General features: G+C 67.8%; 17 protein-coding genes and 2 pseudogenes. 6 read left to right on the forward strand and 13 right to left on the reverse strand.

Features of this window, described 5'->3' with window-relative positions:
• Window positions 1–141: 141 nt before the first annotated feature.
• Window positions 142–1,611, forward strand: a complete 1,470-nt coding sequence (locus ABZ899_RS32365) for a UvrD-helicase domain-containing protein (RefSeq protein WP_361353208.1) — start codon at window positions 142–144, stop codon at window positions 1,609–1,611.
• Between the two features lie 6 nt (window positions 1,612–1,617).
• Here the strand turns inward: ABZ899_RS32365 and ABZ899_RS32370 are convergent.
• Both ABZ899_RS32370 and ABZ899_RS32375 read right to left on the reverse strand, forming a co-directional pair.
• Window positions 1,618–1,788, reverse strand: a pseudogene (locus ABZ899_RS32370) (transposase); the annotation flags it as partial.
• Window positions 1,783–2,205 carry a hypothetical protein gene (locus ABZ899_RS32375; protein ID WP_361353261.1) on the reverse strand — a complete coding sequence of 141 codons (423 nt, stop codon included), beginning with the start codon at window positions 2,203–2,205 and terminating at the stop codon, window positions 1,783–1,785. The pseudogene ABZ899_RS32370 and the gene ABZ899_RS32375, both read right to left, overlap by 6 nt.
• Before the next feature lie 714 nt (window positions 2,206–2,919).
• Between ABZ899_RS32375 and ABZ899_RS32380 the strand changes: the two genes are divergently transcribed.
• The 5 genes and pseudogenes from ABZ899_RS32380 to ABZ899_RS32400 all read left to right on the forward strand — a co-directional run.
• Entirely contained in the window at window positions 2,920–4,005 is a 1,086-nt protein-coding gene (locus ABZ899_RS32380) for a YncE family protein (RefSeq protein WP_361353211.1), read from the forward strand.
• A 248-nt stretch (window positions 4,006–4,253) separates the two neighbouring features.
• Window positions 4,254–4,787, forward strand: a complete 534-nt coding sequence (locus tag ABZ899_RS32385; RefSeq protein WP_361353214.1) for a hypothetical protein — start codon at window positions 4,254–4,256, stop codon at window positions 4,785–4,787.
• Window positions 4,780–5,901: a crosslink repair DNA glycosylase YcaQ family protein gene (locus ABZ899_RS32390; RefSeq protein WP_361353217.1), complete on the forward strand. Its 1,122-nt coding sequence runs from the start codon at window positions 4,780–4,782 to the stop codon at window positions 5,899–5,901. The genes ABZ899_RS32385 and ABZ899_RS32390 overlap by 8 nt, the downstream gene beginning before the upstream one ends.
• Window positions 5,898–7,166, forward strand: coding sequence for an MFS transporter (locus ABZ899_RS32395; RefSeq protein WP_361353220.1), 1,269 nt, complete (start codon window positions 5,898–5,900; stop codon window positions 7,164–7,166). The genes ABZ899_RS32390 and ABZ899_RS32395 overlap by 4 nt, the downstream gene beginning before the upstream one ends.
• Window positions 7,167–7,425: 259 nt before the next feature.
• Window positions 7,426–8,472: pseudogene (locus ABZ899_RS32400) on the forward strand (IS701 family transposase); the annotation flags it as partial.
• Window positions 8,473–8,610: 138 nt separating this feature from the next.
• Here the strand turns inward: ABZ899_RS32400 and ABZ899_RS32405 are convergent.
• The 11 genes from ABZ899_RS32405 to casA all read right to left on the reverse strand — a co-directional run bounded on the left by ABZ899_RS32405 (window position 8,611) and on the right by casA (window position 22,378).
• Window positions 8,611–10,011, reverse strand: coding sequence for a serine/threonine-protein kinase (locus ABZ899_RS32405; protein ID WP_361353222.1), 1,401 nt, complete (start codon window positions 10,009–10,011; stop codon window positions 8,611–8,613).
• A gap of 1 nt (window position 10,012) precedes the next feature.
• Window positions 10,013–12,112: an AIPR family protein gene (locus tag ABZ899_RS32410; RefSeq protein ID WP_361353224.1), complete on the reverse strand. Its 2,100-nt coding sequence runs from the start codon at window positions 12,110–12,112 to the stop codon at window positions 10,013–10,015.
• A 42-nt stretch (window positions 12,113–12,154) separates the two neighbouring features.
• A complete protein-coding gene (locus tag ABZ899_RS32415; protein WP_361353227.1) occupies window positions 12,155–12,916 on the reverse strand; it encodes an SAVMC3_10250 family protein in 762 nt (253 codons plus the stop codon).
• 223 nt (window positions 12,917–13,139) lie between these two features.
• Window positions 13,140–14,393, reverse strand: coding sequence for an IS256 family transposase (locus ABZ899_RS32420; protein WP_361353259.1), 1,254 nt, complete (start codon window positions 14,391–14,393; stop codon window positions 13,140–13,142).
• A 467-nt stretch (window positions 14,394–14,860) separates the two neighbouring features.
• Window positions 14,861–15,730: an ATP-binding protein gene (locus ABZ899_RS32425; protein WP_361353230.1), complete on the reverse strand. Its 870-nt coding sequence runs from the start codon at window positions 15,728–15,730 to the stop codon at window positions 14,861–14,863.
• Complete coding sequence (locus tag ABZ899_RS32430) at window positions 15,727–17,313, reverse strand: Mu transposase C-terminal domain-containing protein (protein ID WP_361353232.1); 1,587 nt, start codon at window positions 17,311–17,313, stop codon at window positions 15,727–15,729. Before ABZ899_RS32430 ends, ABZ899_RS32425 begins: the two co-directional genes overlap by 4 nt.
• 51 nt (window positions 17,314–17,364) lie before the next feature.
• Window positions 17,365–18,075 carry a type I-E CRISPR-associated protein Cas6/Cse3/CasE gene (gene cas6e, locus ABZ899_RS32435; protein ID WP_361353234.1) on the reverse strand — a complete coding sequence of 237 codons (711 nt, stop codon included), beginning with the start codon at window positions 18,073–18,075 and terminating at the stop codon, window positions 17,365–17,367.
• Window positions 18,072–18,863 (reverse strand): type I-E CRISPR-associated protein Cas5/CasD, encoded by a 792-nt coding sequence (gene cas5e, locus ABZ899_RS32440; protein WP_361353237.1) that lies wholly within the window; start codon window positions 18,861–18,863, stop codon window positions 18,072–18,074. Before cas5e ends, cas6e begins: the two co-directional genes overlap by 4 nt.
• Window positions 18,860–20,053, reverse strand: coding sequence for a type I-E CRISPR-associated protein Cas7/Cse4/CasC (gene cas7e / locus ABZ899_RS32445; RefSeq protein ID WP_361353240.1), 1,194 nt, complete (start codon window positions 20,051–20,053; stop codon window positions 18,860–18,862). Before cas7e ends, cas5e begins: the two co-directional genes overlap by 4 nt.
• A gap of 1 nt (window position 20,054) precedes the next feature.
• Window positions 20,055–20,717, reverse strand: a complete 663-nt coding sequence (locus ABZ899_RS32450; RefSeq protein WP_361353243.1) for a type I-E CRISPR-associated protein Cse2/CasB — start codon at window positions 20,715–20,717, stop codon at window positions 20,055–20,057.
• Between the two features lie 65 nt (window positions 20,718–20,782).
• On the reverse strand, window positions 20,783–22,378 hold the full coding sequence (gene casA, locus ABZ899_RS32455) for a type I-E CRISPR-associated protein Cse1/CasA (RefSeq protein ID WP_361353246.1): 1,596 nt from the start codon (window positions 22,376–22,378) through the stop codon (window positions 20,783–20,785).
• Between the last annotated feature and the right edge of the window lie 273 nt (window positions 22,379–22,651).

The raw sequence follows: 22,651 nt of genomic DNA on the forward strand, positions 1-22,651 counted from the left end.
GGTCGGCATCACCGCTGCAACCCGGCGGCGCCGCGAACCCCCAGGCATTGCCCCGTGCCGAGATGGCAGCCGATATCACAGACCTCACTCATCACCCCTCTTTCCCCTTCCGAAGTCTTCTTCTCTTATGCGGAGTTCCTGTTGCACACGCCTACCGATGAACAGGCGCACGCCGTAGACGTCTTCCGGGCCGGTCACCATCTCGTCCTGCAGGCCGGCGCCGGGACAGGGAAAACCAGCACCCTCGCCCTCCTCGCGGCGAGCACCCACCGCCGCGGCCGCTACCTCGCCTTCAACAAGAGCATCGCCCAGGACGCCGCCGCCCGCTTCCCCCGCACGGTGCTGTGCAAGACCGCCCACGCCACAGCCTTCGCTGCCGTCGGCCACCGCTACGCTCGCCGCCTCAACAGCCCCCGCCAGCCCGCGTGGAAGACCGGCCAAGCGCTCGGCATCACGCGTCCGGTCCGCATCGGCGCTCACGAGATCGGCCCCCGCGCGTTCTCTCACACCGTGCTGCGCACCGTCACCCGATACTGCTACTCCGCCGACCGTCTCCTCGCCCGTCACCACGTGCCACCACTGCGCGGCCTGGTCACACCCGGCGAGCACGCTCAACTCGCCGCCGAAGTCATGCCTTTCGCGATCAAGGCCTGGGCCGACCTGCACAACCCCGATCAGGGTGTGGTCCGTTTCGAACACGACCACTATCTGAAGATGTGGGCCCTGACCCGGCCGATCCTCGAAGCCGACTTCCTTCTCCTCGACGAGGCCCAGGACACCAACCCGGTCCTGGAAGACGTCTTCACCGCCCAGCGCGGCCATGCCCAACTCGTCATGGTCGGCGACTCCGCCCAGGCCATCTACGGCTGGCGCGGCGCCCGGGACGTGATGACCGGCTTCGACGCCACCCCTCTCACCCTGACCCGCTCCTTCCGCTTCGGCCCTCTGATCGCCGAAGAAGCCAACCGGTGGCTCACACTCGCCGACGCCCCCATCCGCCTGACCGGCAGCAAGACCATCCCCACCGAAATCGGCAGCCTCGACCGGCCGGACGCAGTGCTGTGCCGCACCAACATCGGCGCCATGGCCGAAGTCATGCGCCTGCTCTCCACCGGCCACCGCGTCGCCCTCACCCGAGGCGGCCAACAACTGGCCGCACTCGCCCTCGCGGCCCGCGACCTCAAGAACGGCCGCCGCACCTCCCACCCCGAACTCGTACTCTTCGCCTCCTGGGGCGAACTGCAGGACTATGCCGCCCACGACCCCGCAGGACGTGACCTCCAGCCCTTCGCCGACCTCGTCGACGCCCACGGACCCGACGCCGTCCTCACCGCCGTCGACCAGCTCACCGACGAACAGCACGCCGACGTCACCGTCTCCACCGCCCACACCGCCAAGGGCCGCGAATGGCCCACCGTCACAATCGCCGACGACTTTCCCCCGCCCAAGGAAACCGCCCAATACGACGCCCAAGGACAGCCCATTCCCGAACCTGTCAGCGACACCGACGCACGCCTCGCCTACGTCGCCGTCACCCGCGCCCGCCACCAACTCGACCTTGGCGGCCTCTCATGGATCAACACCCACCCCACCCCAGCGAGCACGGACTAACAGCGGCTAGCACAAAGAGCTGAGTCGTCGGCTGGTGATCAGGCAGCAGGCGAGTTTGAGGGACGCTTCGTGGATGTCGGCTCACCGTCCCCAACCGGTGCGCAGGCGCCGGAAGCCGTGGAGCCACGCGAAGGTCCGCTCCACAAGCCAGCGGTAGGTGCCGATACGTGATCAGTTCCAGATCCAGTTGCCAGTCCGGAGGACTGCGGTCGACTTGGTGCGTGCGGTGCGTCGGGACAAGTGGCGCAGGATGCGAAGGATGGTGCTTGTTGAGGTGCTGGTGATGACGTGGTCGGCGGGGTGCCAGCGACCGACGCAGTAAGGCTTGGCGTCACTGTCCGGATCGGGGTCCGGTGATCTGGGTGGGGGCTGGATGTCGTCGGCCTGATGGTGCCACCAGTCGGCTGCGTCGCTTTCCCCTTGGGCGAGGTGGTGAAGGTAGAGGCAGTAGGCAGCGGCGGCTTGTCCGGCGCCAGCCGCGTACTGCCACCAAAACCGTGCCCCTTCGTCGGTATCGGACAGTTGCAGGACACAGGCGAGGGCAAGGGCGCTGCGGGGTTCGGGGACCTGGTCGGTGAGGAAGTCGGCTACCACGGTATCTGGGGTGTGGTTGAGAAGGGTTTCGCACAGGATGCGCAGGTCTTCGGCCGCCCCGTTGAGGGGGCCGTCTTGGGTGCCGGTGGCTGACGCCGTTGGTGTCGGCCTTCCATCCGGAAGGGCCCCTCCCCCGTGCCGGGAAGAAGGGGGAGCGGGCATCCGCTCTCGCCTGGCCGGCCACAGTGGCCAGGCGAGAGCGCAACCCCACCCAGGGGGCGCGGCGACCGTAGACCGGGGCACTGATATTCCCGGATGCCATCCGCACGCATCGTCGGGAAGATCGGAATCGAACCGGAGCAGGACGGTGGCCGGCCTGGTCGACGTCCGCGTCGGCGCTGGCCCTCGAAGACCACAACCGACCGCCCGGACATCTGTGACGTCCTCTGACTGGCCGGAAGCCCCCATGGCCCTCGTTCCAGTCCAGCGTCCAGCGCCTGACTGGATCCGCGCAGCGCGTTAGGGACCAGTGCGGTCGACCAATCGCACGCGCGCGCCGATCTGGTGGGCATCACGTGGCGCTCCGTGGACACAGCGTCAGATCAGCCGCAAGTCATCGTGCAGGTCTTGCGCGTCCCAGTTCGTCTGCTGTCAAGAGCTCCGCTTTCGGACAAACACTCGGGTGACGTAGGCATGTGCCAGCTGTGGCGCATAGCGTCGTTATGAAATCTCAACCGCCACTGCACGTGGCGGAAGCCAACAGTTGGAGACAGCGTGAGCGTTGAGATCTACTCCACCGACACCGACTCCGGACAGATCACGGTCATCCGCAAGGACGGGCCCTCCTCCCACAAGGTCGTCAAGGAGATCGCCGTTGGCAATGCTCCTCGTGGGGCCGTGAAGTTCACCCGCGACGGACGAGGCTTCGTCTCCAATACGAGCACCAACACCGTCTCCGAGTTGGACGCTCTGACCCGCCGCGAGGTCGCGCGGATCACCGTCGGTTCCGGCCCGCGCGGTCTGGGGATCGTGCCCGGCGAACGCTATCTGCTGGTGTCCAATTCCGGCTCCAACACCGTCTCCGTGGTGGACCTGGAGTCTCGCACTGAGCTCACTCAGGTTGCGGTGGCCCGTGACCCCCGTCACATGGCTATCAGCAAGGACGGCCGGTTCGCGTACGTGTGCATCTGGGGCTCGGGCTACATCTCCAAGCTCGATCTCAGCGGCCTGACAACCGAGGGACGCCCGGAGTCGATCCGCGAGATCGCCCGGATCCACATCGGAGAGGACTCGTTCCCCTACAGTCTGAACATCGACCGCACCGGCAAGCGCGCCTACGTCGCCTGCAACGCGATCGAGGCACTGCCCGTCATCGACCTGGAGACGGACACGGTCATCGCCAAGGTCCCGGTCAAGAGCGACGGCGGGCGAGCCGTCGCCTTCACTGCCGACAACGCCTTCGCGCTGCTGTCCCTGGAGCGTATTTCGCAGATCGCAGTGGTGGACACCGAAGAACTCACAACCACCCGGTACATACCTGTCGGCCCAGGTCCTCGCGGCATCGCGGTCGATGAGAGCGACAACACCGTGTACTGCGGTCTGTTCGCCAGGACGGTTCCGGACGACGACGATCAGGTCCAGTTCAAGTTCAGTCCGCACAGCCTGAGCGTGGTTCACCTGGACGGCGTGGACCTCTCGCTGCCGGCAGAGGAGGGCGGCAACGTCCAGTACGACGAGATCAAGGTGGGCTTCGGGCCCTGCAGCGTCTCGGTGTTCGACTCCGCGCAGGTCAGCTACGACGAGAGCAAACTCAACGAGGCGGCCGCCCGGCTGAGTGACGGCGCTCCGGCCAAGATGTAACTCCGAGCCTGCACTCGCGAGTTCGTGAAGTCCGGCCCCCGCAGGTTCCAGCCTGCGGGGGCCATCGAGTCAACGGAAAGTGATGCTCCTTGCCAGTCGATGTGCGCTTTAGGCAACTCCACGCATGGTCGCTCTTGCCGGCTAAGCATGCAGTCGATCGGCAAAGCAGCCGTGCCACTGCTGCTATCTACCGGGAGAACTTCCGCTTCGTCCGAGCGGAACGTCGTCCGGAGCACTGTGCTCCGTGGGTGATGGGCAAAGAGCTCGGCTGGGAAGTGCCCAGCCCTGTCGATGTGGCCCTCACGCCGCTCGACCAGATCGAGTTGGACGGCGTGACCGACCCAGAAGCAGCCGGTCGGGCCGTGAACCGCACGGAGCTGTGGCAACGAGAGAAGTCGCATCTGGCGGTGGAGAAGACGTCTTGGCTGCACTTGCACCAGTTCTCCACTGCTCGTGGCTGGGAGAACATGTTCCTGGTCAACGGGGCTGGAAGCGTCGAATGGCGTCTGGGCTGGGCTGCTGAGATTCCCCGCGGCTACTTCCTGCTGGTGCTGCCCTTGGAAGGCATCGCCGGCCTCGAGGTACCGGTGGGAATTCTTTCCAGTACGGTTCTGACGCGGGCCGGCCAGGAACACGGCGTGAGCATAGCGGTACGGCCGACGGCCCCGGTCACCGTGCGCCGAGGCCAGCCGATCGCCCGAGTGGTGCTTCTGCACGCTGATTCTCTGCAGGCCCGCGGCGTGAACGACGATTTGACGGGGGCGGCAACCGTTAGTGATTGAGCTCTCGCTGGAGCAGGCACGGTCAGTCGCTGTCACGGCTCAGGGCCTGCACACCACGTCGGACCCCCTACCCGCAGGCGACGTCCTGGGCCGTCTGGGCGGCATCCAGCTCGACACGATCAGCGTGGTGCGACGCTCCCACGAACTCGTCCAACTTGCCCGTGGCGTACCCGTAGCCGAAGCCCAGCAGCTGATCAATGAGTCAGACCCGCCGGTACTGTTCGAGTACTGGGCTCATGCCGCATCGCTGATTCCACTCAGCCTCTGGCCACTGTTCGCCTTCCGGCGTCGTAGCTATGCGGTGAAGGGTTGGACCGGGCCCGCCGTTGACCCGGCTGCGGTCAGCCACGTCCGGTCCGTTGTGGCCGAACGCGGCTCTGTCACCATCACCGATCTCGGCGGGGCGAAAGGAAGCGGCTGGCAGAGGTCTTCGGCCAACAAGTGGGCTCTGGAGTGGCTACTGGCCATCGGCGAACTCGCCTGCGTGCACCGGCGCGGCTGGCAGCGCGTCTACCGGAGCGCCGAGACTGTGGTCCCCGCTGACCTCCTGCACGCCGAACCAGACGAAGCGCAGTGCCTGCGCTCGCTGACACAACTGGCCCTGCAGGCACTCGGCGTCGCAACCTCGGACGACGTCGCCGACTACTTCCGCCTGCCACCCCGGAAAGTTACCGCATGCCTGACCGCGTCGGATGAGGCCGAGCCGGTAAAGGTCGAAGGATGGGCACAACCAGCCTGGGCCTCACGCGCAGCACTCAACCCGCCGCAATTGGACCACGACGCATGCACCCCGCTCTCCCCCTTCGACTCCCTGATCTGGCACCGGCCCCGCATGCGGCGGCTCTTCGGAGTCGAGTACTTACTGGAGGCGTACAAACCCGCGGCCGCGCGTGAGTGCGGCTACTTCGGCATGCCAATACTCGTCGGCAGCTCAATAGTCGGTCGCATTGCCGTCCGCGTCAGCAAAGGCACCGCCGTGGTCGAAGGGCACCAGCTCATCGACGGCCAGGACCGAGCACACCTGAACCGGGCTCTTGCCGTCGTCTGCCAGTGGGCCCAGGCACAGAACATCCCCACTCTCCATTTCCCGCCGCATGTTGGAGCATCCGCGTGAGCAATCCGACCACGCCTTCCTACCGAGGCACTCTCGCGGTTCCCAAGGCCAAAGAGGTCCTCGCACTCGGCATCCTGAGCCGGCTGCCCTCCGGTCTGATCCCGTTCTGCGTGCTGATCGCGTTCACCCAGCACCACGGCATCGGGATCGCCGGCCTAGCGTCCGCCGCCCTGATGCTGGCCATCGCCATCCCCGGCCCTGCCCGTGCACGATGGTGCTCCAGCCATGGCCCGGCCATGGTCCTGCTCCTGGCACTGTCGAGCGTGCTGCTGTTCGCCGCTGCAGCGGCAACGATCAGTGTGAGCCGTTGGCAGATCCCGCTTGCGCTCACCGCCGCGGCGGGCGGACTGTTCCCACCCCTGACCCCCAGCCTGCGGGCCGCCTGGTCCCGGTTGATGCCCGACAAGCAGCACCTTCAGAGCATCCACGCGCTGGACTCGACCGTCGAGGAACTCACGTTCGTCGTTGCCCCCCTGATGGGGACCGCGGCCATGGCGCTGACCGATGCCCGCTGGGTACTCATTGCCAGTGCATTCCTCCTCCTGCCCGCAGCCCTCGGCCTCACCGGCGTGCTGCGGGCCCTGCCCGAAACCGAGGCGCCCGCGCCCACCAGTTCCGAGTCGGGAACGCGACGCCGGTCGCTCATCCGAACACGTGACGGCCAGGGCATCACGGTCCCGGTCATTGTGCTCGGACTCTGCGGCGGCGGCCTGACCGTAGTCATCCCGGCTGCCTCCACGGACTTCGGCAACGTCATCTCATCCGGCTACTCATTCGCCGCGTTCTCACTGGGCGGCCTGGTCGGCGGACTGGCATACGGACGCAGGAAGTGGAGCGCATCCCTGCGAACGCGCTACACAGCAGCCACGGCCTGCCTCGCGGCCGGCGCGCTGCTGCTCGCCGCCCTCTCACATTCTCCGCTGACCATCCTGGCCGTCTTCTGCGTCGGTCTTCCCATGACCCCCATCTTCGTGATCGCCTACATCCTCGTCGACGAACGGATCGACCCCTCACGGCATGCGGAAGCCAACGCCTGGCTCGGCTCCGGCTACAACCTGGGATCCGCAGCAGGCTCTGCCGTTGGCGGTCAGTTGCTCGCTCTCACCGGGCCAGGCCTTGTGGCCACGGCCCTCGCTGGGGTAGCACTCATCGCAACGGGTATCGCTCGGCGACTACCGGACAAGCCGTCACCTATCGAAGACGCAGTACCGAACAGGCCCTCCGAACCCGCAGAGCCACCCGGTAACGCGACCCAGACCAGCTGAGCCGGCCTGTAATAGGGAGACGGGGCCCTCCACCGTGATGGTGGACCCGCGTCGTTGAGCACGCGGCGAGCGTGGGCCTACCTCTAACGCCGCTGTTCGCAGAGGACGGGCCTTCCGCAGTGAGGGAGCGTCCGGGACCAGCAAGAGGCCAACGCGTGGCCAGGCGGTCGGTCGCCTGTCGGCGTGTTGGTTGCGGTGGCTCCGTGGGCTTGATCCGCTTTGACGGACATCGAAGATCAGGGGCTTCGGCCCCGGAAGGCTCAACGGCGCCCGGTGGGACGCCGACGCGGTCCGGGATGACGTGCGCGACTACGTCGCCGAACAGCTCGGCCCCGGCGGGGTGCTGATCATCGATGACACCGGGTTCATCAAGAAGGGCACCACCTCGGCCGGGGTCGGCCGGCAGTACACCGGCACCTCAGGAAAGATCGACAACTGCCAGATCGGAGTGTTCGCCGCCTACGCCACCGGCTCCGGCCGAGCACTGGTGGACCGGGAGCTCTACCTGCCCAAAGCCTGGACGTCCGACCGTGACCGCTGCCGGGCGGCCAAGATCCCGGACGAGCGGGCGTTTGCGACCAAGGGTGAACTGGCCCGGGACATCGTCCGCCGCTGCCTCGCCGCCGGCTTGCCCGCCCAGTGGGTCACCGCAGATGAAGCCTACGGGCAGGACTGGCACTTCCGCCGCCTGCTCGAGCAACTCGGCCTCGGTTACGTCGTTGCCGTGCCGAAATCCCAACAGATCAAGTCCCTGGCCGGGATCTGGCGCATCGACCAGCTCACCGACGAAGCACCCGGTGATGCCTGGCAGCAGCTGTCCTGCGGCGACGGGGCCAAGGGGCCGCGGATCTATGACTGGGCCGCGGCCAAGCTGCCCGCCAACCTGATCTTCGACCCCGACCCACCAACCCACCATCGGTGGGTGATGGCCCGCCGCAGCCTGTCCGACCCCGGCGAGATCGCCTATTACCTGACCTACGCACCCGTCGGCATCGAGATCGCCGACCTGGTCCGGATCGCCGGCTCCCGCTGGGCGATCGAGGAGTGTTTCCAGGCGGCGAAGAACGAGTGCGGCCTCGACGAGTACGAAGTCCGCCGCTATCCCGGCTGGTATCGGCACATCACCCTGGCCATGCTCGCCCACGCCGTCCTCACCGCTCTTGCTGCCCACGCCGGCGGCACCGCAAGGGGGGCAGCAGAAACGGATCAGCCCTTGCCCCACTCACCGTGGCAGAGATCCGGCGCCTGCTGGACGCTCTCCTGCCGCACCCCCGACCCCACCAGGACAGACGCCTGCATGCCCTGAGCCGGTCCCACTGGCGCAGACGCCACCAGGCCACAGCCCGCCGCTGCCATTACCGAAGAAGAACCAGTTCAGAACACGAAATCTCACTGGAGTACTAACTCGCAGGACCGTGCAGGTCGCGCTGCCGGTGAAGGTAGATCACGTCGACGCCTGTTGGGCCGGGGCAGCGGCTGGTCGCGGGAAGCTGCCACCGCCGAGGCGATTGAGCCGGTTGAATACGGTGCGGACCTCGCTGGTCAAAGGGTCGTCGTGGCCGAGGTGTTGGGTGAGAAGGGGGTAGATGCTTGCGAAGGTGGCGAGCGCTTCCCCTGTTCTGTTGCTGGCCGCTTGCACCAAGCCGACCCGGCTGCGCACTTCGAGCAACAAGGGGTCGTCCGCAGGGGCGTCGCCTGCAACTTCTGCGGCCAGCGCAGTGTAATCGGTGAGAGCTTGCTCGAAGTTGCCCAAGCGCTGATGGCACCACGCGGCTTTGGCCCGGCACTCCACTGCCTGTCGTGTGTTGCCAGCAGTTGCGTTCAGTTCGGCTGCCAGGGCGTTGTAGAGGGGTAGGGCGTCTCCGAAGTGGCCGGCGTCGGTGAGGGCCTGGGCCTGGACGATGCGTATGTGTACGGGAAGCTGCACAGAGGCGCCTGACGGAACAGTTGACCCGCCGGCTGGGCTGTCTTCCTCGCTGGCGGAGTGCTGTGCAAGGGTTGGGGGTCCGGAATAGGGAGCGAGCCGCTCAGCGACGAAGTTCGCTGAGGCGGGGCGGTCTGCGTAGTCCTTGGCCAGCAGGCTCATCAACAGCTCGTCGACGTCTGGGGGAACGTCAGGTCGCAGTTCACGGGCTGGGGCAGGCAGGCGGGTGCGGTGGGCGTCCATCACGCTGACAGGGTCGCCGGTGAACGGCGTCTGGCCAGTGAGCATCTCGTAGAGCAGGCACCCCAGGGCGTAGAGGTCGGTCTGCGGCACGATCTCGCCGCGGTCAAGGAATTGTTCGGGCGCCATGTAGGCGATGGTGCCGAGGAGTTGCCCGCTCTGGGTGAGGCGAGGATAGTCGCTTCCTTGGATTGCGGCGACACCGAAGTCGAGGAGCTTGGTCCTCCCGGCTTCCGTGACCATGATGTTGGACGGCTTGAGGTCCCGGTGGACGACGGGGTCGGCGTGAATGCAAGCCAGGGTTTCCACGATCTGGACCGTGATGGAAAGGGCTAGGTTGATCGGCAGGCGGCCGCCTTCAGCTGCGAGAAGCTGGGCGAGGTCCTGACCCACGATCAGTTCCCAGACCATGTACAGGTCGGTCGGACTGCCGTCCAGCTCGGCGTCGTAGAGGAGGGGCAGCCCGGGGTGGATGAAGCGGGCGCCGAGTTCGGCTTCACGGCAGAAGCGGGCCGCGACCATCTCGGGGCTGATGCTATTGGCCTGTTCGACCAGCCGTTCAGGGTTGATGATCTTGACGGCGGCAGGGCGTTTGAGCAGGGTGTCCCAGGACTGCCAGACCTGTCCCATGCTGCCCTGTCCGATCAGGTTGCGCCGCTCGAACCGTTCGATGCTGCGCATATCAGATGCCAGCGCCCTCGTTCGGCGGTGCAACTTCCCTCGCTAGGTCGGCCAGTGTGCCTTCGCCGGGAATAACCCATCTGCTGGGTCCCTGCACGACGGAGGGCGCCTCGTCCCAGGCGGCTTCGCTCCAGATGTGGGTCACCAGAGCGCTGGGTGAGTAGGCCTTGTGGTCGATCTCCCAGATCAGGGGGCGGCGGGGGTGGTTAGTCCAGGTAGCGAGGTAGCGGCGGGGATCTTCACTCAGCCACTCGCCGATAGCGCGCTCTTCCGTGGGGCTGGGGCGGTACATCACCCGTGTGCCTTCGGGGATTCGGCCGTGTTCGACGAGCATGAGAACGCTGTTGGGAGGGCGCCTTCTCCGGGAGACTTCGCGGGGCAACGCATCGGGGGGAGGAGTGAGGGTGTGAGTGACGCTGTCGGCGAGCACATGGCTTTTGCGCTCATCGGTAAACACGCTGGCCAGAAAGAGGTGCGGCCCGAAGAGGTTCTCGGTGGCGGAGGCAACGAGTTCGGCGATCTCCCATGTGCGCTGGGTGACCCAGTCCTCGAGTTCGACAGGAGATTCGGCGAGTTCTTCGAGGAAGTCGGGATCGATCTGGCGCAGGACGAGGTGAGCCACCAGGAGATCGCCGTGTTCAGCAAGGTCACGGCCGCGCCTCAGCCCTCCAGCGGCAGCATGGGCCAGAGCAGTCCTTACCTGGCGCAGCAGCAGCACGCACTGCCAGATCTGGCGGGCGCTGGGCCGCCCTCCGAACAAGCGCGTGTAGGCGCCTTCCGGGGCTGGGCGCCAGAGGTAGGAGGGGTCGGCGCTGGCCCGGGCGACCAGTGACACATCCGGATGTGCACAGGCCAGCGCGACAGCCGCTTCCTGCATAGTGCAACCGGCGTCCGGGGCCGGTGCTACGGCGCCCCTTCTGTAGACGTACTCCTTAGCGAGCTCATCAGCGAACTCGTCGCGCAACGCCTGCTGGAGAGGATCGAGGGCGAAGACGTCGCGCGGCTCGACGGCCCCTTCCACTTCACCGGCCTGCGTCAGGCGGGAAGTGAATTCTTCGGGGGCGCCGCTGATGCAGATGACTCGCATCGGGATGAGCGCGAGGCTGCCGGTGCTGGGACGCTGGTCCACTGCCTGGGCGACCGTGGCGATAACCGTGTCGCCGGTGACGACGCGGGCGTTGTCCAGCCGCATGAGCAGGGGCTGCCCCGGCGCTCTGCGGGCAAGAAACTGTTGGCGGATCTGTTCGCAGACCACGGTGATGCCTTGGGTGAGGTACCAGAACTCCTCCGGCCGGGCGATCAGCCGACTCAGGGCCACGGGATCCGGCCGTCCGGTGGAGTGCGAACGCAGAGCGGGATCAAACAGCCGGTCTGCGTGGGTGTTGTACCACGAGGCGAGTTCATCGGCGGAGACGCTGGTGCTGTAAGCCTCGTAGGGGGCGTCGATGCGGTGCCAGCCATCACTCAGGGTTGCCGACAGGGAAACGGGCGCGAGGCCTACGCGGGTGCGCGCCGCGGAGTGGAAGTCGGCCAGTCCCAGTGTGTGCACGGTGACCGGAATGTGGTCCGCGAAGCCGAAACCCTGGCCGACCGCCGTCAGTTGACGCTCCACTTCGGGTGTCAGGCGGGCGTCGCCCGCCAGCGCTGCCACCAGGTGCACCTGGCAGCGCGGCGATGTGAGCGCATCGTTGATGCGGCTGAGTGATGCGCGGATGCCGGAGTTGAAGCCCTCGTAGCGCTGGTCAGCGAGGCGCTGCAGGCCCGTGACCAGAACAGCAACATCCTGCTCCCTCAACCGGGCCTGGCCTTTGTGGCTCCACTTGGCCTGTACGAACCAGATGTCCGAGCCGCCCTTGGAGAACGCGATGGCGTCGATGCCCGAGTCGCCGGGGCCGTCCACGACGGACGCGGCGGCCTCCTCAGGACCGCAGCCGGTGAGCATGCTGACGGCCTGGGCGGCCAAAGCCCGGGAAAGGAAGACCGTCTCCCGCTCCTCACCGGAGCGGTGAGCAACGTCGGCCGTATCGATCCAGGGCCTGTAGAAGTGCATGAGGTGATTCCGCACATACCGCATCGTGTCAGGCAGGGCGGAATCGTTCACCGCGCAGTTCCTTTCATCGTCAGTACACCGTGCGTCTGTCGCTCACCGCAGGTCGTGCATGTACTCCACGCTCAGCGGGCTGGCCACCACACAGCGAGTTTCCGCGCCGGTGGCCGGCAGCTCGCGGGTGACGCGGGCCAGCCCGGACATCCAGGCTCCAGGCAACTGGCTGTGACGGGCGTCGATCGCTCCCAGGAGTTCGCGTACGCCCGCCCCGTTCAGCTCACTTGGCGAAGGCGTTACGCCCTCGGCGGTTGCCTCATGTTCCAAGGACAGAGCGCGTACCGCTTGCCCGGCAGTTGTCAGGAACGTCGTGGCGAAGCTGGAGCCGCCATCGATGCCTTCCAGTGCACGGGCCTCCACCTCAGCAGGCGGGATGCCTCGCAGGTGGCGGGATGATCCGTGCAGCAGCAGCCGGCAGCCCGTCTGTTGCTCGTAGTCGGGCTCTTCTCCCGGAGCGGGGTCCGCGAAGAGCACCATGTGCTGATAGTCGCCGGGCAGTGCGACACAGCGCAGCGGCGCCTCGAACCAGACCCACTGCGCCGGACGCAGTCCGGGCTGGGCGAACCACTCAGCCCTCTCGCCCAGGTACTTGTCCAGCCGCTTCAGCTGCCGCATCCGATCACGATCGATGTCCGCTGCCGGCGCCTCGACATCAACACCGCCCACAGGCGTGTTCAGCCGCACAGCACCGGGAAGAGTGAACCTCCGCGGCGGCGCAAACTGCTGCAGCTTCGCGTCCGACAGGTAGACGAACTCGCGGTACCCGCTCATCACTCCCCCACTCCCCGTGATCTCCTCCATCCTGCCAGGTCGCCCCCGGCCCTAAAGCCAGCTCTGTCACTCTCACGGAAGTTGGTCGCAACGGCCACGACACAGCCGGGCGGGACCGCCGCACGGACGCTGTTTCCACCGGGAGGCCAGCGACGTCCAGCAGGACGATCTCAACGGGCACTCCTCCTTCACGTCCGGCGCGCCCAGCACGACCGGGTCTGTCAAACGAGCGGTGTAACCAGGGTGGTTGGGGTTACTGACGGGCTGCGGAGAGTCGGCCGTCGAAGGTGATGTCGAAGGCGTTCAGGGCGGTCTTCCAGCGCATGGTCCAGCGGGCCTGGCCCTTGCCGGTGGGGTCCAGGCTCATGATGGCCATGTAGACGCACTTCAAGGCGGCGGTCTCGTTCGGGAAGTGCCCGCGTGCCTTGACCGCCCGCCGGATCCTGGCGTTCACGGACTCGATCGCGTTCGTGGTGCAGACGATGCGGCGGATCTCGGTGTCGAAGCGGAGGAACGGGGTGAACTCTTCCCACGCGTTCTCCCAGAGCCGGACGATCGCCGGGTACTTCTTGCCCCAGGCGTCGGCGAACTCAGCGAACCGCTCCAGGGCGGCCTCTTCGGCCGGCGCGGTGTAGACGGGCTTGAGGACACGAGCGATCTTGTCCCAGTCCTGGCGGGCGGCATAGCGGAAGGAGTTCCGCAGCAGGTGGACCACACAGGTCTGCACGATCGTCCTGGGCCAGACGGTCTCGACCGCGTCGGGCAGACCCTTGAGACCGTCGCAGACGAGCATGAGGACGTCGTTCACGCCGCGGTTCTTGATCTCGGTGAGGATGTGCATCCAGTGCTTGGCGCCCTCACCGCCGTCGCCGGCCCATAGGCCCAGGATGTCCCGTCGGCCCTCTGTGGTGACGGCGAGAGCCACGTAGATCGGCCGGTTGGCCACCGCACCGTCGCGGATCTTCACGTGGATCGCGTCGATAAAGACGACCGGGTAGACGACGTCGAGGGGCCGGTTCTGCCACTCGGCCATGCCGTCCATGACCTTGTCGGTGATGGTGGAGATGGTCTGCTTGGAGACGTCGGCCCCGTAGACCTCGGCGAGGTGGGCCTGGACCTCGCCGGTCGTCAGGCCCTTCGCGGACAGAGAGATCACCATCTCGTCGACGCCGGACAGGCGTTTCTGCCGCTTGCGCACGATCTTCGGCTCGAAGGTTCCGTCCCGGTCGCGGGGCACGGATATCTCGACCGGTCCGACCTCGGTGAGCACGGTCTTGCCGCGGGTGCCGTTGCGGGAGTTGCCGCCGTTCTTGCCGGCCGGGTCGTGCTTGTCATAGCCGAGGTGGTCGGTGATCTCGCCCTCGAGGGCGGACTCCAGTAACCGCTTGGTCAGTTGCTGCAACAGCCCGCCCTCGCCCGTCAACTGCAGGCCCTCGACCTGGGCCCGGCCCACCAGTTCGTCGATGAGCTGGTCGTCCACCGCCTTCGACGGCTGCGGCTCAGGCATCTCGACGGACTGGGCCTCGGACACGTTCTCACTGGTCATCGGTGCATCTTCCTTGATCAGGAGTTACACCGAACGTCTTACAGTCCCGCACGACCAGGCGCGTGGCCTTCTCGCAGGGCGAGTTGGGACGACCGGGTGGGGCGTGGGCCGGCTGTGGGTCGGAAATCCGCGGTTCGCCTCCCCGTCAACCGCCTGCTTGCACGCCTCTGAGCAGCACGAACTCAGCGCATGCGATGGAGGTCTGCACGAGAATGACGTGGCCATTCGTCGTTCATGTCAGTGACGGTTGAGCACTACGCGTCAGTGCCGATCTCGAGGCCAGGAAGCACGATCCGGTGACACCCACAGGACTCCTCCGGGGGGGGTGAGTGTGCCAGCCACTCCCCTACCTTCAGGGTCACCGGGCATTGGAGTATCGGATAGCTGCCGGTGGCGGTGCGGATGCGTCCAGATGCTGAGGCAGCGCTTCAGTCGGTGTGACGTTGGGTGGGGTCAAGGCGGCTAAGGACGGCGCGCACGATGTCCCGGCTGTAAGGAGGGAGCGGTGTGGCCGCGCCGCATGGAGTGGGCGAGTTCGTCGGACCCGTGCTACCGGCTCCCTTCGAGCCGGGGCCGCCGTGCTGTTCCCGGAGCAGGTAGGTGACTTTGGCCCACTGGCGGAAGTTGCCGTGGCAGGCGGCGTCGTCGATCCATAGCAGTTCGTCTGGGGGTACGTCCGCCCACAGCGGGTGGTACTCGGGGATGATGGTGAGGACTTCGGCTGGGGTGAGGGGTTTGTAACGCTGCCAGACGAGGATGCGGGAATCCAGCGCCGGACGGTTCTTGATCTTCCGGTAGGAGGTCTCGGCGCCGACCAGGACGACGGCGAGGCGGGTGTCTTCGTCGTCCCAGAGTTCGCGGATGAATTCGAAGGCTCTGGTGTCGAGCCACTGCACTTCGTCGACGACAAGGACACGTGGGGTCTCCGAGAGGGCTTCCTTGAGGATGGCTTCACAGCGGGTGCTGTTGAGGGGGGCCTCGCCGGGCAGGTCGAGCTTTTTGTACAGGGCGGCGCGCAGGGCCTGGATTTTGGCGGAGCCGACTTTGATGCGCAGAGTGGTGTGGGGGGCGAGGTCGTCGAGGTGGCTGTTGACGGCGAAGGTCTTACCCAGACCGACGCCGCCGTGAATGCACATGATGGCGCCCTTGCCGGCGTCGGCGTTGAGGGTGGTGTGGAGGTTGGCGTAGGTCTCTGCGCTGGCCTGGGTCAGCATGGCGCGGGCGCCGGGCAGGCCCATGTAGTGGTAGTTCGGGCCGACGGTCGACTGGTTTTCGGGCGGGGTGGTCGGGTGGGTCATTCGGTGTCCTTGGGTTTGGGGTCGGGCCGAGGCTTGGTCCAGCGGGCGGAGTCGGGCTGGGGCCGGTTGAGGAGGTCGGGCCGGGCCTCGACCTGCAGCTGACCTTCCGGTGTCTGCAGCTCGCGTAGCTGGGCGGCTGCCTGGCCGGCGGTGAGCCGGTTGAGGGGCTCGGGCGCGGCAGCGACGCTGGTGGCGGCGTAGCGGGGGGTTGCGTTCTTGCGTGCTCGGCGGGCTTTGGCGGCGTAGCGGTCGGCTTCGCGTCGGCGGGCGTTGCGCAGTGCGCGGGCTTGGCGGGGGCTCATTTCGTCGCTGCGGAAGGCGGGGCCGCGGTAGGTGAGGGTGTCGGCGTCGTAGAGCTCGACGCGGTGGTAGTGGTGCGGTTCGTGGCGCAGGCGGACCATCTCGCCGGCGCTTGAGTGGCCGTGCATCCAGTCGCCGACGTAGTAGGCGCTTTTCCAGCGCACGCCTTTGCTGGTGATCTTCCGGGGTGGGCCGGCGTCGGTGAGGGTGTAGGTGTGCAGATCTGCGGGGTCGAGGGTGTCGATGGGGGTGAGGTCGGCGTGCCAGGCTTGGGCGGGGGTGCGCCGGTTCAGGCGGGCGATGGTGTGGTCGTTGTTCCACCAGTCCACCCAGTCAAGGACGACGGTGACGAAGGTTTCGTAGTCGAGGAGTTCGTTAAGGGCCCACAGGGGCTGGCCGCGGCGGTCGCGGCGGCTTCTCGGGGTGTGGGCGTAGCCGGGTAGTCCTTTGAAGAGCATGTGTTTGATGGCGCCGTTGACGGCTTCGACGGTGCCTTTGAGGTGAGGGCTGTAGGGCGGCAGGACGATCAGTTCGGTGCCGAACTTTTTGAACGCCTCGTCCACGCTTTTGCCCAGGAAGTCGCGGCCGCGGTCGGTGCGGATCTTGCGGGGGATGCCGCCGAAGGGCCGGTGGTGATCGGTGCAGAGGATGGCGTCGCGGGCGGCGGCCAGGATGGCGTCCTGGCTGGGCTGGTGGGGGGTGATGGCCAGCCCGCAGATGACGGCGGTGGTGTGGTCGATGAACCAGGTGATCCCGGGTTTGCTGCGGCGTCCGTCGACGTTGATGAAGACGGACGCTTCGACGTGGTCGGTCTCCCAGACGTCGTTGCGGTTGCCGTGCGGGCGTAGGGCGTGCACGTCGTGTCGGCGGCGGGCTGCTTCGCCCCCTTTGAGGGCGGCACGCTGGCCGGGCGTGAGTTCACGGTCTACGGCGCGGTAGAAGGTTGCCTGGGAGATGCGGGGTGGGCTGCCGAAGATGTTGTCGTCGATGAGTTCGCGGTAGGTGGCTGCCGCGTTGCCGTTCCATCGGGCCAGGGTTTCGTGCATGGCTGGGGTGAGGGTGAAGTGGCGGCGGCCTTTCGGGGTGTAGGTGCCGTGGTGGGCGTCGGCGTTGTCCATCCAGCGGCGCACCGTGCGCCAGTGGACGTCGAACCCGGCGGCGACGGTACGGACATCGTGGTGAGCGAGGCGGTCTGCGGCGCGCAGGCGCAGCAGTCGGCGTACGGCGGCGGCGCGCAGGGAGGTGAGGTCGTAGGGGCCGTTGGGTGGTGGTGTGGCGGGCATGGGTTTTCGGGGGGCTTCCTTGGGGTGGTGGGTCGTCGGGGCGCGGGTGGGTCAGGCAGGGGCGAGGGTGAGCAGGCCGGCGCCGTAGGGCTTTCCGCGGCCGATGCCGGTGAGCAGGGCGTGGCTGAGTTGGTGGGGGTCGGTGATGGTGGCCAGGCCGTCGAAGCGGGTCAGTGCGTGCAGGGGGCCGGGACGGTGGGCTTGTTCGCCGGGCTTGTCGGCGCGGGGGCGTCGGCGGGGGAAGCGGGCGGGGGTGATGTCGGTGGTGGCCAGGGTGAGGCCGGCTTGGTGGGCGCGGCGCTGCCACCAGGCGAGGGCGTCGTCGCCGTAGAGCGCGACGATCTTCTGGCCGTGCTTGTTGTCGACGGGGTGGTGATCGTCCAGGACGCGACGGGCGGCGCTGGCGTTGGCGGTGATGCGGTAGCGCACCGCTCGGCCGGGGGTGAGGGCCTGGAACATGGGGTGCAGGGGGCGGGTCTCGGCGGTGCCGTAGCGGTGGGGCAGGCGGGTGAGGTCGGGCGGCTGGTGGGACTGGACGAGCAGGGTGGGTGGGGTGTCGTCGGTGGCGTCTTCCAGGCGGAAGAGCAGGCCGGCCTGCTGCCGGGGGTTTTCGCCGAGGTCGTCGGGGGCCAGGAGCATCACGCTCTTGTGCAGGCTGACGGCGTCGGCCAGGTCACGGCGGGCGGCCTGGCTGCGGCGGTTGAGGCGGATGCGGGTCAGTGTCGCTGTGGTGGTGAGGGGGGCGGTCGGGGTGCTGGTCATGGGGTCGCGTCCTGGTGGATGTAGGCGGTCAGTTCGGTGAGTGCGGGGGGTGGGGCGTACAGGGCGGTGGGCAGGTCTTCGGTGGTGTGCCAGGTACGGCGGATCTTGTGGAAGCGGCGTGTGGGGGTGAAGTCGTGGGGGACGTCGGCGACTTCGCGTTCGCTGTGCGCGGCGGGCACGTGGGAGGGCGGGTGTTCCCAGACGAAGGCGACGGGCACGGTGGCCTGGCCGGTGCGCGGTGGTGTGGTGAGGCTGAGGGGGACGTGGTGGAGGAGTTCACCGATGGGGTCGGGATGTGGGCCGCCAAGGACGAGGGGTTCGTTGGGCAGGCAGGCGCGGCGGCCGAGGTAGGGGCCGAAGGCGGGTTGTTCGAGCCGCTTCAGGAGGTGTTCCAGGAATGGGTCGGGTCCTTGGACGGCGAGGGTGAAGACGGCGTCGGCGAGGTAGACCCGTTCGGTGATGAGGGTGGACTTCTCGCGGGAGCGGTAGGCGCCACTGCTGGTGCGCAGGCCTTGGCGGTGCGGGCGGCCGCCGCCCACGGTGTGGTAGTCGGTGTGCCGGGTGCCGGGGCGGTCAACGCGGACGGTGAACGTCAGGTCGGTGTAGGGGTTTTGGCCGGTGGCCGGGTCGGGGGCGAGGGCTTCGCTGCGGGGGCGTGCGTCGGCGGCGGCGAACAGGCCGATGAGGGCGGAGCGGGAGGGGAAGGGGAGGGTGTCGCGGTAGTGGAAGGCGGCGTGTTCCCCGAATGACATCAGCGGTGCGCCCAGGCGCAGGAGGATGCCGTTCATACGAGGGCAGCCCCGGTGGGCGCGGCGGCGGTTTCGGTGAGGGCGTCGATGAGATCGTCGAGGCCGGAGTGGGCGGTGCCGAGGTGGTCGACGGGGTCGGGGTGCAGGGTGGCGTAGCCGCAGCCGAGGAGGCGGCGGGTGCCCAGCAGCCGGTTCAGCCCGGCGGCGTGCTGGGACAGGGCTGCGATGGCGGGATCGGTGTAGCCGCCGCCGGGGGCGTGCTTGACGGGTTGTTCGAAAGCGCCGGCGTAGGAGACGGGGCGGCGGTCACGGATCGCGTAGTGGACCAGGTGGGGGTAGGTGTGCGGGGCGGTGGAGGTCTTCTTCGCGCCGGGCATGACGTCGATGAAGGCGTCGGCGAACAGCCGCAGTAGGTGCAGGGCTTGGTCGTGGTCGCCGTTCAGGTTGCGGGTCAGTTCGGTGAGGTTGACCGTGGCGTAGCGGTAGAGCAGGCCGGTGGTGAAGAACGCGGTCTGCAGATGGGCGCTGCCGTTCTCGTTCGGGGCGGCCCAGTCCTCGACGGCGGTGAAGTAGTCGGGCTGGGGTGAGCTGGCATGGACGGTGAAGGCGGGTGCCATCTGCACGGCGCCGTCGACGTGGGCGTCGGGGACCTCGGCGAGCATGCGTCCGAAGAGGTTGATGGTCGCGGTGCGCCGGCGGATCACGGAAGCCACCCTGGGCGTGGGCAGAACGGCCTCCGCCTTGGGTTTCCTGCGGGTGCCCTTGGCCGGGGTGGCGTGTGCGGCGGTTTCCTTGGCGAGGGCTTCCTCGAGGTGCGGGCGGTGCTCGCTGCACAGGTCGGTGAGGTCGTCGAGGACGTCGCGCGGCAGGTAGAGGGTGGCCGAGGTGATGCCACGCTGGTTTTCCTCGGTCTTAAGGCCTTCCGTGGTGGCCGAGCGCACGATCTGGGTTCCGGCGAAGGCGGCCAGTTCGGTGGGCCAGCCGGCCCCGCGCAGGGCGTCGGCTACCCGCAGGGGCAGCATGCGGGTGCGGGCGGCGTGCTCGTCCAGGACGTCCTCCAGGCGCAGGCGCACGGCCCGCTTCCAGGACTGTGAGGACACCAGGGCGCGGACCACGCCGCCCAGCAGCAATGTCTTGGGCAGGTCGTCCTCTCCTCGGTTGAGGAGGGAGGCGGGCAGCGGGTGCAGGATGTGGAAGTCGGCGTAGCGGGCGGGGGCGTAGGCGGTCATGTCACTGCTCCTTGGAGGTCAGGGTGTTCAGGGTGAGGAAGTAGTTCTCGCGCCAGCGAGCCGCGATCTCGGGCTGGTCGTCGTCCCACCAGGCCAGGTCCTCCAGCAGGACGGCGAAGTCGAGGCGGGCGGCGCCGCGGCTGTTGAGGTGACCGGTCAGGGTCCACAGCCTGGGGTGCAGCAGCGAGGTGTCGAGCCGGGTGAGAGTTTTGACGCGGCTGGTCATGGTGGCTTCCTTGAAGCCGTAGCGGGCCACGGCGATGGCGAGGTGGGTGCCGAGATCGGGACGGCGGCGCCAGGGCCGCTCAGCCGTGCTCGCCACTGTCGGCGAACCCGGCGGGACGGATTGTGGGGCTGTGTTCGCAGTCGGTGTGGTGGCGTCCTGGTCCTTGCCCGGGGCGGGCTGCTCCGGCGTGTAGGGGCCTTGCTGGTGGGGCAGGTCGCGGTGCAGGGCGATGAGTGAGGCCACGGTGTAGTGGGCGCGGCGTGCTCCGAAACCGGCGATGTGCCGGGTGAGGTGCTCTGGCATCCGGGGGCACTCTGCGACGGGCCGTCCGAAGCCCGACTTGAGGTCGGCTCGGATGCCGTTGAGCGCGCACAGGGTGACGACCTGGTGGACGAAGTCGTCGTAATGGGCGCGGCGTTGCACGGTGGTGACGGGCATGGGGGCGGCAGCCTCCGACAGGGCGGCGAGAACGAGTGGGCAGACAGGGATGTGGTGGGGCAGGCTCAGCGGCTGCACAGGCGTAGCTGGGCCAGGGCGGTGGCCACGGCTTCGGCCGCGCGGAAGTGCTGAGCGATCGCAGGCCGGGTGGCGGTGCGCAGGGCGTCGATGGCGTCTGCGGCGAACGCGGCACGGGCGCTGCGGTCGGGTTCCTTCAGTAGGTTGAAGAAGGTTGCTTCGGCCCGGGGCCAGTACAGGGTGCGGGCGCTGCGGGTCCAGGGCGGCAGGTGCCGGGGGCTGGCGGAGTTGGTGGTCTGCTTCCAGGCGTCCTGGGAGAGGCGGTCGAGGTGGGCGCCGATTTCCTCGGCGGCTTTGCGGCATTGGGCGACCCGCTCGGCCGCGGCCGGGTCGCATTCCTGCATCCAGGGCCAGATCGGCGGGGTCAGAGCCGTGTACCAGGTGCGGTTTTTGGTCTTGCCGTCCTGGTCGAATCCGTAGACCCGCACCCGCAGGGCAGCGCGCAGGTCAGGCGGCAGATCGTTGAGGGTCGTGAAGGCGTCGGGCCGCTGGACGGTGTAGCGGCCCTTTCCGCTCTTGGCCTGGGTGCCTTTGCGGTCGTCCTCGTCACCCGCCAGCAGCAGCGCGTCCAGGTCCCGCCACACGGCCCGGTCGGCGTCCGCCCGGCGTGGTCGGTGGCGTCGGGTGACGGGCTCGTCCGCATGAATGTGATGGATGAGGTACGGGTCGAGAGCGGGGAGCTTCTTCTGGGTGGCCCAGGTCAGGTAGGCGTCGACCACGTGGCGTCCGTCCGGCGTCGGAATGAGCAGGACGGCGTGACGCGAGCGGCCGGTCAGCAGACGGCCTGGTGAGGACACCTGCGGTGGGGCGGCATCGGGGCCGGCGTCCTCTGGGGGGTCAAGGTCGTCGTCAGGGTCTGGGTGGGGCAGCGGTTCCTCCCACGGGCAGTGGTCCACTTGGTCCGGCCAGGACGGGTCGGGCTTGGGGATGCCGGCCAGGAGGGTCTCGTAGAGGGTCCGGCCCAGGGGGTGGAAGGACAGGCTCGAGCGCAGTGGGCCGGCTTTCGCCCGGTTGAGGGAGCGTCCCTCGACCGTGCGCACGGACCACTGGCCGGCTGCACCGTAGTAGTGGTGGATGAGCATGTGCCACAGCGCCTGGGCGCTGGGTACCGGCTGCGGGTCGGTGTCGGAGTGCGGGCTGAGCCAGGAAAGGTTGTTGCCTTCGGGGCGGCCGAAGACCAGTTTGTTGACGCCGGCGCGTTGCGGGCACTGGCCGGCGAGTCTCGGGTCTTGCAGGAACGGCCGCACCGGGTGGAACAGGTCCCAGATGTAGGCGTCGAAGTAGGCGTGAACGGCGTCGGGGTCGAACCCGGCGCGACGCGCCAGTAATTCCCGTCGTCGGGCGGCCCACTGACGTGCCGTCATGCGTCGCTGTCCTCGTGCGTCCAGGCCGCTGACCCGTGCGGCCATCACAACGAGCAGGCGCAGGACGGCTGATGCCGCCGGCGGGAGGGAAAGTGCCAGGTCCTTGATGAGGTGGGCGCGCAGCAGTACGTCCCGCCACCCCAGCTCCTCCTGGCGTCCGTCCGGGAGGAGGACGGGAATGCACGGTTCTTTGTCGGTCTCAAAATGCGGGGAAGACACACAGGATCCATTACCGGGTGCGAACAAGAGATGGATTTCGGGAGGACTCGCACGCCGGAGCGGGATTTCTGCGCGGGCCATGACACAAGGAGCGCACCAGGGCGGCTGGAAAGAAAGGAAGGGGGCGGGCGGTCAGGGCGTAGGGCCCGGGTCAGGCCACGCCGACGTGCCACCCCCGCTGCACGGGGACACCAAGGGTGCGGTGCACACAGCGCAGCAGGCAGGGCGCGCGAGACCGGACGCGAATACGAGTCCGGCTCCGCGTTTCCATAT

This window comes from Streptomyces sp. NPDC046859 (genome assembly GCF_040645135.1).
Lineage (GTDB): Bacteria > Actinomycetota > Actinomycetes > Streptomycetales > Streptomycetaceae > Streptomyces.

Bases quoted from the DNA above. Each gene is read 5' to 3' on its own strand.
- ABZ899_RS32405 (WP_361353222.1), bottom strand. From the start codon at position 10,011: ATGCGCAGCATCGAACGGTTCGAGCGGCGCAACCTGATCGGACAGGGC.
- ABZ899_RS32415 (WP_361353227.1), bottom strand. From the start codon at position 12,916: ATGGAGGAGATCACGGGGAGTGGGGGAGTGATGAGCGGGTACCGCGAG.
- ABZ899_RS32420 (WP_361353259.1), bottom strand. From the start codon at position 14,393: ATGCCTGAGCCGCAGCCGTCGAAGGCGGTGGACGACCAGCTCATCGAC.
- ABZ899_RS32425 (WP_361353230.1), bottom strand. From the start codon at position 15,730: ATGACCCACCCGACCACCCCGCCCGAAAACCAGTCGACCGTCGGCCCG.
- ABZ899_RS32430 (WP_361353232.1), bottom strand. From the start codon at position 17,313: ATGCCCGCCACACCACCACCCAACGGCCCCTACGACCTCACCTCCCTG.
- cas6e (WP_361353234.1), bottom strand. From the start codon at position 18,075: ATGACCAGCACCCCGACCGCCCCCCTCACCACCACAGCGACACTGACC.
- cas5e (WP_361353237.1), bottom strand. From the start codon at position 18,863: ATGAACGGCATCCTCCTGCGCCTGGGCGCACCGCTGATGTCATTCGGG.
- cas7e (WP_361353240.1), bottom strand. From the start codon at position 20,053: ATGACCGCCTACGCCCCCGCCCGCTACGCCGACTTCCACATCCTGCAC.
- ABZ899_RS32450 (WP_361353243.1), bottom strand. From the start codon at position 20,717: ATGCCCGTCACCACCGTGCAACGCCGCGCCCATTACGACGACTTCGTC.